This is a genomic window from Acinetobacter sp. TR3 (genome assembly GCF_027105055.1).
Lineage (GTDB): Bacteria > Pseudomonadota > Gammaproteobacteria > Pseudomonadales > Moraxellaceae > Acinetobacter.
Window position 1 is genome coordinate 2,239,551 of record NZ_CP114264.1, and the last position, 17,148, is coordinate 2,256,698.

Annotated in this window: 14 protein-coding genes; 5 read left to right on the plus strand and 9 right to left on the minus strand. The window is 40.1% G+C overall.

All coding sequences use genetic code 11. The annotated features are described in order from the left end of the window. The gene (locus O1449_RS10630; protein WP_081399873.1) at nucleotides 1-162 is read left to right on the plus strand and encodes a DUF2256 domain-containing protein; all 162 of its coding nucleotides are present in this window, start codon (nucleotides 1-3) and stop codon (nucleotides 160-162) included. 24 nt (nucleotides 163-186) lie between these two features. On the opposite strand, the gene O1449_RS10635 is transcribed toward O1449_RS10630, so the two are convergent. Continuing rightward, nucleotides 187-720 (minus strand): lipocalin family protein, encoded by a 534-nt coding sequence (locus O1449_RS10635; protein ID WP_420002384.1) that lies wholly within the window; start codon nucleotides 718-720, stop codon nucleotides 187-189. A 344-nt stretch (nucleotides 721-1,064) separates the two neighbouring features. Here O1449_RS10635 and mdh point away from each other — a divergent pair, with 344 nt between their 5' ends. Continuing rightward, nucleotides 1,065-2,237, plus strand: a complete 1,173-nt coding sequence (mdh, locus tag O1449_RS10640) for an iron-dependent methanol dehydrogenase (protein ID WP_241335222.1) — start codon at nucleotides 1,065-1,067, stop codon at nucleotides 2,235-2,237. A gap of 518 nt (nucleotides 2,238-2,755) precedes the next feature. Then, nucleotides 2,756-4,132: a metal-dependent hydrolase family protein gene (locus tag O1449_RS10645; RefSeq protein ID WP_269238292.1), complete on the plus strand. Its 1,377-nt coding sequence runs from the start codon at nucleotides 2,756-2,758 to the stop codon at nucleotides 4,130-4,132. 269 nt (nucleotides 4,133-4,401) lie between these two features. Here the strand turns inward: O1449_RS10645 and O1449_RS10650 are convergent, their stop codons facing one another. Beyond that, a complete protein-coding gene (locus O1449_RS10650) occupies nucleotides 4,402-5,583 on the minus strand; it encodes a transcriptional regulator (RefSeq protein WP_269238293.1) in 1,182 nt (393 codons plus the stop codon). Between the two features lie 142 nt (nucleotides 5,584-5,725). Here O1449_RS10650 and exaC point away from each other — a divergent pair, with 142 nt between their 5' ends. Further along, complete coding sequence (exaC, locus tag O1449_RS10655) at nucleotides 5,726-7,237, plus strand: acetaldehyde dehydrogenase ExaC (protein ID WP_269238294.1); 1,512 nt, start codon at nucleotides 5,726-5,728, stop codon at nucleotides 7,235-7,237. A gap of 213 nt (nucleotides 7,238-7,450) precedes the next feature. Here the strand turns inward: exaC and O1449_RS10660 are convergent, their stop codons facing one another. The 7 genes from O1449_RS10660 to O1449_RS10690 form a co-directional block, all read right to left on the minus strand. After that, complete coding sequence (locus tag O1449_RS10660; protein ID WP_269238295.1) at nucleotides 7,451-8,845, minus strand: amino acid permease; 1,395 nt, start codon at nucleotides 8,843-8,845, stop codon at nucleotides 7,451-7,453. 172 nt (nucleotides 8,846-9,017) lie between these two features. Beyond that, entirely contained in the window at nucleotides 9,018-9,992 is a 975-nt protein-coding gene (gene astE / locus O1449_RS10665) for a succinylglutamate desuccinylase (RefSeq protein ID WP_269238296.1), read from the minus strand. A gap of 34 nt (nucleotides 9,993-10,026) precedes the next feature. Beyond that, entirely contained in the window at nucleotides 10,027-11,367 is a 1,341-nt protein-coding gene (gene astB / locus O1449_RS10670; protein ID WP_004660985.1) for an N-succinylarginine dihydrolase, read from the minus strand. Nucleotides 11,368-11,399: 32 nt separating this feature from the next. Further along, nucleotides 11,400-12,869, minus strand: coding sequence for a succinylglutamate-semialdehyde dehydrogenase (gene astD, locus O1449_RS10675; protein ID WP_269229879.1), 1,470 nt, complete (start codon nucleotides 12,867-12,869; stop codon nucleotides 11,400-11,402). After that, entirely contained in the window at nucleotides 12,869-13,912 is a 1,044-nt protein-coding gene (gene astA / locus O1449_RS10680; RefSeq protein WP_269229878.1) for an arginine N-succinyltransferase, read from the minus strand. Before astA ends, astD begins: the two co-directional genes overlap by 1 nt. Nucleotides 13,913-13,934: 22 nt before the next feature. Then, on the minus strand, nucleotides 13,935-15,140 hold the full coding sequence (locus tag O1449_RS10685) for an aspartate aminotransferase family protein (protein ID WP_269238297.1): 1,206 nt from the start codon (nucleotides 15,138-15,140) through the stop codon (nucleotides 13,935-13,937). A gap of 80 nt (nucleotides 15,141-15,220) precedes the next feature. Further along, nucleotides 15,221-16,495, minus strand: coding sequence for a Glu/Leu/Phe/Val family dehydrogenase (locus O1449_RS10690; RefSeq protein WP_269238298.1), 1,275 nt, complete (start codon nucleotides 16,493-16,495; stop codon nucleotides 15,221-15,223). A 226-nt stretch (nucleotides 16,496-16,721) separates the two neighbouring features. Here O1449_RS10690 and O1449_RS10695 point away from each other — a divergent pair, with 226 nt between their 5' ends. Beyond that, entirely contained in the window at nucleotides 16,722-17,144 is a 423-nt protein-coding gene (locus O1449_RS10695) for an Lrp/AsnC family transcriptional regulator (protein ID WP_269229875.1), read from the plus strand. The last annotated feature ends 4 nt before the right edge of the window (nucleotides 17,145-17,148 follow it).

Sequence of the window (17,148 nt, forward strand, 5' to 3'; positions counted from 1 at the left end):
ATGCATAAAAAAATACATTTACCCGAGAAAGTTTGTCTAAATTGCCACCTCACATTTTCTTGGCGTAAAAAATGGGAACGATGTTGGAATGAAGTTCAATATTGCTCTAAAAAATGTAAATCACAAGCTAAAATTAATAGTAAAAATCAGGTATCCAACTGAGATACCTGATTAAATTTTAAGAACTTATGGTGTCCGATGAGGAGTTTTGATGAGCTTAGATAAGTCGTAACCTTGTTGTTTAGCTGTTTCAAGGTATGAATTATAAGTAGCGTCATCAATTGTTGGTGTCTTAGAAAGAAGCCATAAATATTTCGTCGATGGCCCACCTACCAATGCAACTTTATATTCAGGATCTACGCGTAAAACCCAATAATCGCCTTTCGTAAATGGCAGCCAACGTAAACCTTTAGGTAAGAAACTAACTTTCAATTTACTATTCCCACTATTAGCAGGATAAGCCACACCTTGTGAACTATCCATTTGCCCTGTTTTAGTTCTACAGCTATTTAAAACCCCGATGGTTTTATCAGGATTAAGTGTATACACAGCAGTCGTATCACTTAGACAGTGTCGTTGAAAATACATTGGCAAATGAGCGATCTCGTACCATTTTCCAGCATATTGATTCACATCAATTTTATCGACAGCAGAGGGTTTTTCAGCATTTGCTTGCATTGGTATTACAACAGCAGTCATTGCAGCAGACAATATTGTCATGCCCAATAAAGTTTTAGCTTTCATTTTATCCTCTTGATTTTATCAAAATTAACTAAACAATTTATAGAGATAAAACCGTGAATAAAATGTGAGATTTACTCTTTATTACATTAAAAAACAATTATTTAACAACCTCAATATTCAGTAAAAATACAGATATTTAATTTTCTAATATGCATCGATTGCGCTGAGATAAAAATTTATATTATTTCATTTAAACAGTCTGGGACATTTCTTGGTAGGTTTTTGGTAGGTAGGAAAAAATTTTAAGCCTTGCATACTGAGCCTACAGTGATGAGATCACTGAATAACAAACAATGGAATATGGAAGAAGGAATCGCTCCATGGCTTTTAAAAATATTGCAGATCAAACTAACGGTTTTTACATCCCTTGTGTATCTCTCTTTGGACCAGGCTGTGCAAAAGAAATCGGTGCGAAAGCACAGAATCTTGGTGCAAAAAAAGCACTGATCGTAACTGATCAAGGCTTATTCAAATTTGGCGTTGCAGACACCATTGCACAATTTTTAAAAGATGCAGGCGTTGACAGCCACATTTTTCCAGGCGCGGAACCAAATCCAACTGACATCAATGTACATAATGGTGTAGAAGCCTATAACGACAATAGCTGTGATTTTATTGTCTCTTTAGGTGGTGGTTCCTCACACGATTGTGCAAAAGGGATTGGGCTTGTTACAGCAGGTGGTGGTCATATCCGTGACTATGAAGGTATTGATAAAAGTACAGTACCAATGACCCCACTTATTGCGATTAATACCACTGCGGGTACTGCATCAGAAATGACTCGTTTCTGTATTATTACCAATACAGATACGCATGTGAAAATGGCAATTGTAGACTGGCGTTGTACTCCGCTCATCGCAATTGATGACCCTAAACTGATGGTGGCCAAACCTGCTGGTTTAACCGCTGCAACAGGAATGGATGCACTTACACATGCTGTTGAAGCTTATGTATCGACTGCGGCAAACCCGATTACTGATGCCTGTGCAGAAAAAGCGATTACCATGATTAGTCAATGGTTACGCCCTGCTGTCGCAAATGGTGAAAATATTGAAGCACGCGATGCGATGAGCTATGCACAATACCTTGCAGGTATGGCATTCAATAATGCATCTCTAGGCTATGTACATGCCATGGCTCACCAATTAGGCGGATTCTACAACCTACCGCATGGCGTATGTAATGCTGTACTCCTGCCTCATGTTTGTGAATTCAATTTAATTGCTTGCCAAGACCGTTATGCAAAAATTGCGGTGCTTATGGGTGTCAACACAGATGGACTCACCGAGACTGAAGCAGCATATGCAGCAATTAATGCGATTCGTGAACTTTCATCATCTATCAGCATTCCATCTGGTTTAACTGAACTTGGTGTGAAAACTGAAGACCTTGCAATTATGGCAGAGAATGCTCAAAAAGATGCATGTATGCTGACCAACCCTCGTAAAGCAACACACGCTCAAGTTGTTGAAATTTTTAAAGCAGCATTGTAATTATTCAAGCTTTCCCCGAAAAGTAAGCCGAATCTCTCCGACCGTCGGCTTACTTGATTTTGGGAATATCCCTGAAAAGGTATTCCCTTTTTTTTAACCAGCCCCACCAATATTTTAACCATTAGATATTTACATCGCTTTTATTCACAAAGTTTAGTTGACTTGCAAACTTAATCTCATCGCTCTCAAACGTTTAATCCAATACGTAAAAATGCTGCATACATAAGCAAAAATTCACTGCCTTTAGTTTCACTCGCTAGACTGAATATGAGAATGTCTAGTTTTGAAATAGGTCTTGATGCTATTGAAAAATACACATTTAGAAAAATACTTGTGCTCTAAACGCAAATACTCAAATGTAAGTACTATAATTGCTATCTAATAACGCTTAGCCATACTTTTAGAGCCTCATAATTAAATGATTTGACTCCAACAATATCAATTATCTGCACACTATTTATTCACAACAAGCAGTATGCTAAGGTGATATCACTAATCATTAAAAACAGTAGAATCAAATGAATAGAATAGTAATTTTTGATAAATTCAATGACCTAAAAAAAATCGCTGCACTCATGTTTCTTGCCCTGATGAGTAGCAGTACTACTTTTGCACAAGACGCCAAAACGGTGGTGTTATTAAATAACGTTAATATATTTAATGGTAAAGATAATAAAATTATAAAGGGCAATGTACTCATCGAAGGTAATTTAATCAAAAAAATTAGCGCTGATGCCATCATGACAAATCGCAGTGGACTGACCAAAATCATAGATGCCAAAGGCAAATACTTAATCCCTGGCTTAATTGATAACCATGCACACCTGATGTTCGACAGTATTCCTCAACAACAAGCATTACTCTCTGATTTTGCATTTATCAATTTATTCGCAGCAAAATCAGCCGAGAAACAATTATTAAGAGGTTTCACGACTGTTCGTGATTTGGGCGGCGGTGCGCTTTCTTTGGCAAAAGCGATAGATAACAATTTAGTCAATGGGCCAAGAGTCTTCGCAAGTGGTGCTTTTATTTCCCAAACGGGCGGTCATGGTGATTTTGGTTTCCCAACCGATGTTCCTCGCAAAATTGGAGAACTGTCTTATCAAGAACGCAATGGTATGGCAGCGATTGCAGATGGCGCAGATCAAGTCTTAATTCGTTCTAGAGAGCAACTACGACAAGGTGCAACCCAGCTCAAACTCATGGCAGGTGGAGGAGTTTCTTCCAACTATGACCCACTCGATGTATCTCAATATACTGAAGCAGAATTTAAAGCCGCTGTCGATGCAGCAGCTAATTGGGGAACCTATGTAACAGTGCATGCTTACACTCCCCATGCAGTGAAAACGGCAATTGATGCAGGGGTAAAATCTATCGAACATGGTCAATTACTCGATGATAAAACAGCAAAATTAATGGCAGAAAAAGGCGTTTGGTGGAGCCTACAACCTTTTCTAGATGATGAAGAAGCAATCCCTTTTCCTGAAGGCTCTGCCAATCGAAAAAAACAGCTAGAAATGACCCAAGGGACAGATAATGCGTATAATTTAGCAAAAAAATATCATGTGAAATTGGCTTGGGGTACAGATTGCTTGTTTGACCCATCTTTAGCAGCAAAACAAGGCAAACAACTGGCTAAAATGACAAGATGGTTCTCACCATACCAAGTGTTAAAAATGGCAACCTACGATAATGCTCAACTGCTCTATTTAAGCGGCAAAAGAAATCCTTATCAGGATGGAAAACTTGGTGAGATATCTGAAGGTGCGTATGCAGATCTCATCTTGGTAGAGGGTAATCCATTGGATAATATCAATTTAGTGGCTGATCCAGAAACCAATTTCAAGATCATTATGAAAGATGGAAAAATCTATAAAAACACATTAGAAAACTAAGTGTAGTTCATATTCACTGTAAAAATAGCGAGACTGCACCAATCATTCTCGCTATTTTTTTCTTAATATTCAGCATAGAAATGAAAAGATAGCATCTGCTTTATACCGTTATTTCAAATAAAAAATTAAGCATAAAAAGTACTGACATTTTGCCAGTTATTACGTTATCAGCATAAAAGTTGACTCATGATATTTTCATGCCGCATAACAGGTTACAAGCTTTTCCAATGACATCAATCATGAAAACATATGGAATTAAAAAACTATCCCTAGGATATATCTCTAAATTTATTTAAAGATTGATGTGCAGGATGGTCTAAGGGTAACAACTCAATTAAGCGTTCAACGGCGTCAATTGCTTCAGGAAAATGAGCAACATGTTTTAGCAATACATCAATTTCTTTGGTTTTAAAAATCATATCACTGAGACGTGATTCAAGACAATCTCGCCATGCGCACAGGAAAGGACTTTCTGTTTTTGATAGGAAAATACCCTTATACAATTGTAGTGCTGATGCAATGTAACCTGAATCGAGTGCCTGCTCGACATATAAGAAATCAGCCTCTACATTTGCCAGTAAACGATAAGGTCGTGAACCCAACATTCCGCCTAAAATATCACGTAATTGCGACATTTCAGCTTTCAAAGTTCCAACACTCACCTTACGTTCGCCATATAAAGCTTGATGCAAGTTTTCCAGATTCAAGCCATTTGGACAAAGTGCCAAGATTGCCAATATTTCGATCTGGCGTGGTGTTAGAACTAAAGATTTATTATTAAACATGACCTGCGGTGAAGTGAAAGCGCGAATATATAAACGCTGACGTTGCTGTTCAATCAGAGCAGTTTGAATAATAGATGCACAACGCTCAGCAGCCAATACACCGAGCGTATTGTGATTTTTCCAAGTTGTAGATAAATCCACGACACCTAACACTTGTTTGGAATATGGGTCAATCACTGGTGCAGCATAACAAACCCAGTCATGTACAGACTCCATATAATGCTCATTTGAAAACACACAACTAGATTGTTGAGTCTTTAAAGACAGCGCTAAGGCATTCGTCCCAACCTCTTCTTCTGCCCATTGACCGCCTGCAATAAAATGTACCTTTTCAGCGGCGCTTTGCATCTGCGTGCTCGATGCGGTCCAAATAATTGTACTCCCAACATCTCCAACGGCGATGACCATAGATGACTGTGCCGCAATATGACTGAGATCATTTGAACAAGCCTCTAATGCTAAATCTAAAGTCGTTTTTGCTTTCTTATGTTGTGCCAATAAAGGAGCTGCCAAGCGCTCCTTTGGAATAGCAGAAGATGCTGAGCGTTGCCAAGAACTGGCAATACTTTGTCCTAACATTTCAGCACTTTGCGGCGACAAACTATTGTGTCGCTTAAGTTGATCAATTGATGTTCGTTGTTGTAATAGGTCTCGTTTTGTAAACATTTGTGTATCCCTTACTAATGACCACGGTTTCCAACCTTTCTCCAACCTTCCCAGTTATATCCTAATCAAATAGCGTACAAAAGTACCTTATACCAAAGCTGTAGATGCTTAACAGATCAATTATAAGCAAAGGAATATATATATGCGTTATGTCGATCCTAATCAACCTGATTCAAAGGTTCAATTCAAAGCTCAATATGAGAACTTTATTGGCGGTCAATGGGTAGCACCTATAAAAGGAGAATACTTCGATAATGTCTCTCCTGTCGATGGCAAAGTATTTACAAAAATACCGCGTTCGTCAGCTGAAGATATCGAACTGGCATTAGATGCAGCACACAAAGCAAAAGCTGAGTGGAACAAAAGTTCACCAACCGTACGTTCAAATATTTTACTTAAAATCGCAGATAGACTAGAACAGAATCTAGAATATCTTGCAGTTGCAGAAACTTGGGATAATGGTAAACCTGTTCGAGAAACACTTGCTGCTGATATTCCATTGGCAATTGACCACTTCCGCTATTTTGCTGGTTGTATCCGTGCACAGGAAGGCGGCATTTCAGAAATCGATGAAGATACAATTGCTTACCATTTCCACGAACCTTTAGGTGTCGTTGGACAAATTATTCCATGGAACTTCCCAATTCTCATGGCTGCATGGAAACTTGCTCCTGCACTAGCAGCAGGTAACTGTGTCGTATTAAAACCAGCAGAACAAACACCTGTAAGCATTCTACTTGTTTTAGAATTAATCCAAGATATTCTACCTGCTGGTGTATTAAACGTTGTGAATGGCTATGGTGTCGAAGTAGGCCGTCCACTTGCCACTAATCCTCGTATTGCCAAAATTGCATTTACAGGTTCAACCCAAGTTGGACAGTTGATCATGCAATATGCAACTGAGAATATTATTCCAGTCACTTTAGAACTTGGTGGAAAATCTCCAAATATCTTCTTTGAAGATGTTATGGATCAAGAAGATGATTTTCTTGATAAAGCACTTGAAGGCTTTGCAATGTTCGCACTCAATCAAGGCGAGATTTGTACTTGTCCCTCTCGCGCATTAGTTCAAGAAAGTATTGCGGATAAGTTCTTAGAAAAAGCCATTGAGCGTGTGAAACGTATCAAAGTTGGACATCCACTTGATACTGAAACAATGGTTGGTGCACAAGCTTCACAAGAACAACAGGAAAAAATCCTACGTTGTATTAACATGGGTCGAGAAGAAGGTGCTGAACTTCTTACGGGTGGTGGTGCTAGACAAGAAGTGGGTGAGGGTTTCTATATCGAACCAACTGTCTTCAAAGGACACAACACGATGCAGATCTTCCAAGAAGAAATTTTTGGACCAGTTCTATCTGTAACAACGTTCAAAGATTTTGATGAAGCCATCAAAATCGCAAATGACACCATCTATGGTTTAGGTGCTGGCGTTTGGGCTCGTTCTGCACATACTTCATACCGCGCTGGTCGAGCAGTTGAAGCAGGCCGTGTTTGGACAAACTGTTACCACATCTATCCTGCCCATGCTGCATTTGGTGGTTATAAAAAATCAGGCGTTGGTCGTGAAAACCACAGAATGATGTTAGATCACTATCAACAAACCAAAAATTTATTGGTGAGTTATTCAACCAAACCTGCTGGATTCTTCTAAAATATGAGTAGCGATATTTACCTATCAGTAAATATCCTAAATCAAATGAAAAGAGCAAGTACTACGGCACTTGCTCTTTTTTTGTCATCTCTATTTCAAGTTTTTTATATTTTATAAACAGCCAAATGATCATTTCCTAAAGTAAAAAAGACGAATCTCAACTCAAAGATTCTGAGTAAGGATTCATCTTTTATGAAAGATTAAATTGTACAGTTAAGCTTTGTTTTTATAAAACATATAGTAGCTTGCATAGCAGGCAATCATAAATAAAACACAGCAGACAAAACCTACTTGCATTGAAGGGTCTGCCACCATACTAATACAAGTAATGACACAGAATACTCCACCTAGAATTGGTGTGAGTGGGAACAATGGTGCAGCAAATTTAAGGTCTTTGACAGTTTTACCTGATTTGATCCATTGTCTACGGAAGTTAAATTGGCTCACACAAATTGAGATCCAAACCACAACCATGGTAAAAGCAGCAACACCTAGTAAATTTTTGAAAATGGTTTCAGGCGCAAATTGTTCAGATAATAAACCAGGAATTGCACCAAACATCGTGACAATAATGGCAATAATTGGCGTACCTGAACGTGTCAATTTAGCAAACACTTTAGGAAGTTGATTCTGCGCTGACAATGACCACATCATTCGAGAAGCAGCAAATAAGCCTGAGTTGGCAGCCGATAAAAGTGCAGTAATAATCACAAAACGAATAATATCTTCTGCATATGGAATACCGATGTAATTAAATACCGTCACAAATGGACTATTACTTACGCCTTCTGCATTGAGTCCTGCCATTTCATAAGGCAGTAATGCACAAATCACCACAATCGTACCAACAAAGAAAATCAATAAACGCCAAATTGCAGCATTAATTGCTTTCGGTACAGTTTTAGCAGGGTCTTCTGCTTCCCCTGCGGCAACCCCAATCAGTTCTGTACCAGAGAATGCAAAATTAACGATCAGCATTGTGGCAAAAATTGGGTAAATACCATTTGGGAACCAACCATGCTCGGTCAATTTACTAAACAGCGGTGCTGACTCATGACCATGATAGGAGATCAAGCCAAAAATAGCGGCTAGGCCCAATGCAATAAAACAGATAATGGTGAGAACTTTAACCAAAGATAGCCAAAATTCCGACTCGGCAAATAACCGAGTGGAACTCACATTCAGCGTAAAGACCAGTGCTGCAAATAATAAGGTCCATGTCCACATGGATATGGAAGGAAACCACTCCTGCATGAGTAAAGCAGCAGCTGTGAATTCAGTACCTAATGTTGCAGTCCACGTCAACCAATACAACCATGTGATCATATAGCCCGTGCCTGGCCCAATATAGGTTCTGGCATATTCACCAAATGAACCCGAAACTGGCATCTGTACTGCCAACTCACCTAAACACAGCATGACCATGTAGGCAATGATACCACCAAGCAGGTAAGAGAGAATCGCACCAACGGGACCTGCCTGTGAAATCACATCACCTGAGCCTAAAAATAAGCCCGTTCCAATTGCACCACCTAATGAAATCATCACCAAATGACGTTTCGTCATGGCACGTTTTAGGGGCTTACCCACTTCCATATTGTTACTCATACACGATCACTCCAACTATCTTTTTATGACAACCTGTCCTTGCTTTCCACTTCATAAAAATGAATATCCAATGGATATTTTTTCCGATCTTTTGTTTTCTACTGAACATCCATATTCAAACTCCGTTTCAGTTCATTCCTTGTTTACATCTCATATAACCGTTCGATGTATCCTATTTCATTTCCTTTAAAACCAGTCCAGCTCTCAAGCCAATCTTCACATTTGGATTTGGAAATAAAACCCAAACTTGCTGATTATCCACGACATAATTGCCTGCTTGCTGAGTTGCAATCAACTCACCTTTCTGAAAGGTTGAGAAATTAGGTGCATCAGCACTTAATTGCAATTGGAAATCGTCACTCTGCTTTAGAACTGAGTCCACCACCTTAAATTGGCGAATAGTTGGCTTCTGTCTACATGGCAAAGCCTGCTCTGAAAGTACCGCACGCAACATTTGGTCTGTACTCGCAAATTCAGATAAATCATTTTGACCAAAAGGCTTAGCTTTGCCTAACTCCAAGGTACTACTCGCTGCCTGAAAGCGTTCAGCAGTAAAATGAGTAAAGGTTTTTCCAACCGCATTGTGATAGACCAAAGCATCGAGATCCGCAGCATTTAAGCTTTGGATCAGGAAGTCATCATAGGGCTGTGTTTGATAGGGAAATAATGCAAATACAGGCAGTAATGAAGCACGAATAGCAGTATGTAAATCGTAATGATAGCGCTGTGCTTCAGCACCACTTTGCTCAAAAAATTGGGCTGTTCGCTGTTCCAATTGAGCTGCACGTTCAGTTTCAGCATCTTGGCGTAAATGCTGATAAGCACCACAGAACATCCGATTCACATCATTTTCAAGATAACGTACACCTTTACGAATCGCTTCAGGATTACCTAAAACAAATAGTACACGCACCGCTAATTTTAAATGCTCAGCAAATAGGTCATTAATGATGTGAGACAATAATTCAATCGGTGCTGTTTCATTACCATGAATTCCAGCAGAAAGCACCATGGTTTTTCTATACACTGTTTTAGGTGTACATTGCAGTAACCCTTCACCTAGCCATTGCCATGTAAACTCAACTGTTTCACCCTGCATTTGCTCGGGTGTCTGTTGCGCTAAAGTCAACGCGAGTAGATCAACCATGTACTTTCATCCTTAAAAGCCTTTCTTTGCTGTTTTATCTTTGGAAGTGATAAACCGAGCCTAAATTTAAAATTTTGGTAAGTTCATCTAGCGCAGTACGGCTCTCAATCAATAGACTTGGATCAGCCAAATCATCCTGCGTTAACTCATCACGGTAATGCTGATCCACCCACTGATTCAATGTTTTGAACAAAGCATCATTCATAAACAAGTTCGGATTGACTGCATTCAGCTCAGCTTCATTTACAGCAACACGTAATCTTAAACATGCAGGCCCGCCGCCATTACGCATACTTTCACGCAGATCAAATACTTTAATGTCGTCAATTGGTGTTCCCATTTGAATCATGTCATTTAAGTAACTCCAAACGGCTGAGTTCTGACGAGATTCTTCTGGTACAACAATGCTCATGCCACCATCAGCACGGGTTAAAATTTGACTGTTGAATAAATAAGTTGAAACTGCATCTTCAACCTTCACTCGACTTTCAGGGACTTCAATCGAAATAAAATCTTGCTCAATTTCAGCCATCTTGTGACGAATTTCATCTAAGGCTGCAGATTGATTTAAAAATGCATGTTGGTGATGGAACAACACCTGTTGGTTACTCACGGCGATCACATCATTATGAAATACGCCTTGATCAATCACGTCAGGATTTTGCTGAATAAATACAGTACGCTTTGCATCTAACCGATGTAAACGTGCAATCGCTTCACTCGCCTCACGTGTTTGACGTGCAGGGAATTTTTGCGGTGCAACTGTACCACCAAGTTGTTGTTGACCGTAAACAAAAACTTGCACGCCAGCCTGATCATAAGCACCGCCTAGACGATTATGATTGGCTGCACCTTCATCGCCAAATAAAGCAGCTTCTGGCAATGCTTCGTGATGCGCGAAATAGACATCATTCTTGAACATCGCTTGAAGAATACGAGTCGTTGTATGATGCTCAATTGATCGATGGAACTTATTATTTAGGTTTGCAGCAGTAAAATGCATTCGCCCGTCAGCACTGTCAGCCGATGGCGATACCGTACACGAGTTCGCGGTCCACATCGATGAAGCTGAACTCAATGATGATAGCAAAGCAGGTGCAGTACGCATGGCTTGAGCAATTACATCAATATCACTACCTGTAAAGCCTAAACGACGCAATGTTGGCACATGCGGACGCTCTTGTGGTGCAAACACGCCTTGTTTAAGCCCTAAGTCTGCAAGGGCTTTCATTTTTTTCAAGCCTTGTTTTGCAGCAAGCTTAGGATTTGATGCGTTATTACGGTTTTTAGTTGAAGCCACATTACCAAATGATAAGCCCGCATAATGATGCGTAGGACCAACTAAACCATCAAAATTGATTTCATAACCAGACATTTTATTCTCCATGTGTCCCGATGCGATCCGTCTTAGAGCACAATGCCCGGTGATAATTTTGCAGGAAGCGTCACGTTATCACTTTCCAATGATGCCATTGGCCAAGCACTATAATCTGCTGCATAAAAGGCACTCGCTCGGTGATTACCAGAAGCGCCTACTCCACCAAATGGTGCTGCACTTGAAGCACCGGTCAATGGTTTATTCCAATTCACAATACCCGCACGTGCTTCAACCAACACACGATCAAATAAATCGCGATCAGGTGAAACCAAACCAACCGCTAAACCAAATCGAGTGTTATTAGCGATGCTTAATGCTTCATCAAAAGTGTTGTAGCGATAAATCGTCGTCAATGGACCGAAGTATTCATCATCAGGAATACCATCGACCTGTGTTAAATCTAAAATACCTGCGGTCAACAATGAACTGTCTGCTTGTGGACGTGTCATTTCTAATAATGGTTTTGCGCCTAAAGCAATCAGTTTAGTTTGTGCTACTAACATTTGTTCAGCAGCACGAGAAGAAATCACACCACCCATAAATGGTTGTGGTTCAGCATTCCACTCACCAACAACTAGATTCTTCGCGACTTCCACAAAACGTTGAATGAAGGCATCACCATTCGCACCCTGCTTGACAATGATTCGGCGTGCACAAGTACAACGTTGTCCTGCCGAAACAAAAGCGGATTGAATAGCTAAATTCACGACCGCATCAATATTGCTTGCTTCATCAATAATGAGGGCATTATTGCCACCCATTTCCAAAGCAAGGATTTTTTCAGGTGTGCCCGCCATTTGCTTATGCAAGTGATAACCTGTATTCGCACTACCTGTGAACAACAAACCATCAATTTGTTCAGCCGCAGCAAGTGCCTCACCTGTACTACGCCCACCTTGTACGATATTCAATACGCCATTCGGCAAACCTGCTTGCTGCCATAACTTTGCCGTTTCTTCCGCAGTCCAAGGGGTGAGTTCACTTGGTTTAAACACTACGGTATTACCTGCAATCAATGCAGGAACAATATGACCATTTGGCAAATGGCCTGGGAAGTTATATGGACCAAATACAGCCAAAACACCATGTGGACGATGACGTAGTGAAGCAATACCATCTGGCATTCTAGTTTCACTGAAACCCGTACGTTGATCATAAGCACGAATTGAAATCGCGACTTTGCCAACCATCGATTGCACTTCGGTCAATGTTTCCCAAAGTGGTTTACTGGTTTCTTGGCTAATCACTTGAGCCAATTCATTTTTATTCTGCTCAAGTAGACTCGCAAAACGTTCAATAATTGCGATACGATCTTCTAAAGGCATACGTGCCCAAGCAGGAAATGCCTGACGAGCAGCAAGACATGCCTGCTCAACATCAGCTTGGCTGGCTTCATGACCTGCCCAAATTTGCTGATTGTTAACCGGGTTGGTTTTACTGAATGCGGTTCCTTGTCCTTGGATCCAAGCACCATTAATTAATAATGCACCTTGTGACATTAGTTCTTCTCCATTTTTTCTAATGCTAAAACACGTACTTGATCGTGTTCAGCAATATTCAGTGCTTGTGCTTGTGCTGCTGTCATCTGCAAAGTGTCACTTTCAGTGATTTTGTTATTGATCAACAACACGCAATAATCTTGGTATTGGTCATTCGCAACCAAAAAATGAGTTTCTGTCGTTTCAACTTGCTCAGTGATTTTAACGTTGAGCAAACGACTCTCTTTGACTGCACGTAGTTCAGCGATATTGGCTTCCAGTGTTGGCCCTGCATCAAAAATATCCACATAACCTTGATATTTAAGCCCTTCTGACATCAACACTTTTGCCGCAGGCAATGTGTGTGGATGTACTTCAGCAATCACAGCACGCGCTTCTGAGGTCAACAAATCAACGTAGACTGGAAATCTCGGCATGAGTTCTGCAATAAACGCTTTTTGTCCTACACCACTTAAATAATCCGCAGCTGCAAAATCCATATTGAAAAATAGATAACCGAGCGAATCCCAAAATGGTGATTGTCCATTTTGATCCGAGAAACCACGCATTTCAGCAATCAATCTTTCTTCAAAAAAAGAACGGAAGGCAGCAATAAACAGAAAACGTACTTTTGATAAAAATTTACCATTTTGGTTTTTGCGGTATTCAGGATCAAGGAACAAAGTGCAGAGTTCACTGCAACCAGTATGATCATTACTTAAAAAAAGAGTATCTAAAGTCTTATACACATTTAAGGCTTTAGAGGCATGCACCTGTTTTGCTACACGGAAGTTGTAAAATGGTTCTTTTAAACCAACTGCAACTTCAATCGCACTCACACCCACAATTTTGTGAATACTGGTATCTTCTAAAACAAACAAATAACTTGCCTCACACTTTTCGGTTAAACCAGCTAAAGTGTGAGTCGTACGTGTAATACGTTCAGCTAAAATTTCTTTGTTTTCTGGTAGGGAGGTCAAGCCAATGCCCGACTCTCCTGCTCTTTGCGCTAAACGATAAATATCATCTAAGTCCCGATGCGCTGCATGTCTAACAATCATCATGGTTAGATGCTCACAACAAGATTTAGAGGCGTGCTAAGGCACGAGCAAAACGATTTAAACCTTCGTCAATATCTTCCATTGGAATAATGAGTGAAGGAGTAAAGCGTACGACATCAGTACCTGCAACCAACGCCAACAAGCCTTCTTCACCCGCTAAGGTCACGATATTTTTTGCTTTGCCTGCATATTCATCTTTCAGTACGCAACCAATTAATAGACCTTGACCGCGGATTTCTTTGAATAAACCATATTCAGCATTGATTTTATTCAAAGCATCGATGAAATATTGATGACGTTCTTTAACGCCGTCTAAAACTTCTGGTGTATTGATAAATTCAAACACCGCACCAGCCACTGCACAAGCCAATGGATTACCACCATAAGTCGTACCGTGATCACCCACCGCATACATGTTGGCATAATGATCTGTAGTAATCATTGCACCAATTGGGAAACCACCACCTAAGGCTTTTGCCGTCGTTAAAATATCTGGAGTTACGCCAGTATTCATATAGGCATAAAGTGAGCCTGTACGACCAACGCCTGTTTGTACTTCATCAAAAATCAGCACAGCGCCTTTCTCATCGCACAACGCACGTAAGCCTTTCAAAAATTCGATGTCGGCTGGTAACACACCACCTTCACCTTGGATCGGTTCTACGATCACCGCACAGGTATTTTCAGTAATAATAGCTTTAGCAGCATCTAAATCATTAAATGCCGTATGCTCGATTCCACCCGGTAAAGGTGCAAAATCTTGAGAATATTTAGGTTGTCCACCTGCTGTTACGGTAAACAAAGTTCGACCGTGGAATGCATTTTTAAATGCAACAATCTGATTCTTATTTGGATTACCACTGACTAAACCGACTTTACGTGCCAGTTTTAATGCTGCTTCGTTCGCTTCTGCACCAGAGTTACAGAAAAACACTTTGTCAGCGAATGTACTTTCAACCAATTGTTTTGCAAGGCGTAATACTGGCTCATTAGTATAACCATTACCAATATGCCAAAGTTTTTGAGCTTGTTCTGTTAAAGCATTCACCGCAACTGGATGTGCATGACCTAAAGCATTAACCGCAATACCACCTGCAAAATCAATATATTCTTTATCGTTTTGATCCCAAATACGAGAACCTTCGCCACGAACCAAAATGAAATTTGCTGGAGCAAAAACAGGCACCATCCAATCATTAAAATTGCTACGTGTAATTGCGACATCGCTCATTTTACTTACTCACTTCCTGTTTGGATATTCAGGCTTGTTGAACACTCAACAAGCCCTTTGCTTTAACTGTATGAATGGTTTTAACCTGGGAAAATACCGCGTTCTTTACGCGCTTTAAGGATACGTTCACAGGCTAAAATATAAGCTGCTGTACGCAAGCTACATTCCTTTTGCGCTGCGGTATTCCACACATCACTCATGGCTTGAATCATCAGCTTGTCGAGACGTTCATTAATTTCGTCTTCGCTCCAGAAATAACTCGCCATATCTTGAACCCACTCAAAATAACTGACCGTTACACCACCTGCGTTACAAATTACGTCAGGAACTACAGTAATGTTACGGCTAACGAATACATCATCTGCTTCTGGATAAGTTGGTCCGTTTGCACCTTCAAGCACAATTTTCGCTTTGAGTTTTTGTGCACGTTCAACCGTAATCTGACCTTCCAATGCGGCTGGAATCAGAATATCCATATCGACATCCCAGAATTCTTCATCCGAGATCACAGTAGCTTCAGCAAAACCTTTCACGCCACCCTGTTCAGCAACATGCTTTTGTAATGCTTTTACGTTAAAACCTTCAGCATTAAAAATTGTGCCTGTGTGATCTTGCACAGCAACAATTTTTGCACCTGCCTGATTAAACAAATAAGCAGCTTCATTACCTACGTTACCAAAACCTTGAACCGCAACTTTGCTACCTTCGATAGGTAATTTGATACGCTCTGCAACTTGCATACCTGTAACAAATACGCCACGACCTGTTGCACGAACACGGCCGAGTGAACCACCTAAATGCACAGGTTTTCCAGTTACAACACCAGTAACCGTATGACCTTTAATACTTGAATAAGTATCCATCATCCAACCCATGATATTGGCATTAGTACCAACATCAGGTGCAGGAATATCAATTTGTGGGCCGATAATTGGGCTAATTTCACTAGTAAAACGACGAGTTAAACGCTCTAATTCACGTGTTGAAAGTTCTTTAGGGTTAACACGAATACCACCTTTTGCGCCACCAAATGGGAGATTAAGCACCGCAGTTTTAATGGTCATCCATGCTGATAACGCCATGACCTCATTCAATTCAACATCTTGGTGATAACGAATACCACCCTTACCAGGACCACGAGAGAGATTGTGCTGTACGCGATAGCCTTCAAAATGACGAATTGTGCCATCATCCATCACGATTGGCACATCAACAATTAGCGTACGTTTTGGTCTTTTCAGTGTGTTGACAAAGTTGCTGAGGTCGGCATCCAAATAAGGTGCTACACGATCTACTTGAGTGAGAAAGGTTTGCCAAGCACTACCATTTTGAGCCGCATATGATAAAGACATCATCTTTTCCTTAATTAATCAATTGTCCCTGTTATCTACAGATTCCCTTACTGCAAAGGTTTCCGCTCACCCCATCGTTCCGTGTCAACATAGATCTCTTGATTCATTCGAAAAAAATGTTTGGGGCTTCGTATATTGATTATTATTAAGAATCAAATTGATTCACAAAATTCTTTATAATGATTAAAATGAATTAATTTTTATCAATTTGCTAATAGCAAGTATCAAAATGAACAATATTGATCATATTCTCTTAGGTTTACTCAAAGATAATGCCCGGATCTCAATTACAGATCTGGCTGCAAAAACACGTGTATCAAGAGCAACGGTACAAAAGCGAATTGAATATATGGAATCGACGGGCATCATCACGGGATATACTGTACGCTTCCGCCCAAATGTGGAAAAAAATATTATCCGTGCTTGGATGAATATCATGGTGGAAGGAACCAAAGCGCAAGCGGTTATTCGTGAATTACGCCTAGAATCAGCCGTTGAACGCCTACATACTACAAACGGGAAATGGGATATTTTGGTTGAATTACAGTCCGACAGTTTAGAAAATTTTGACAAGGCACTCGAACGAATTCGAAATATTTCAGGTATTTACAATAGTGAAACCAGCATTTTACTTTCTACATATAAAACATAATGAT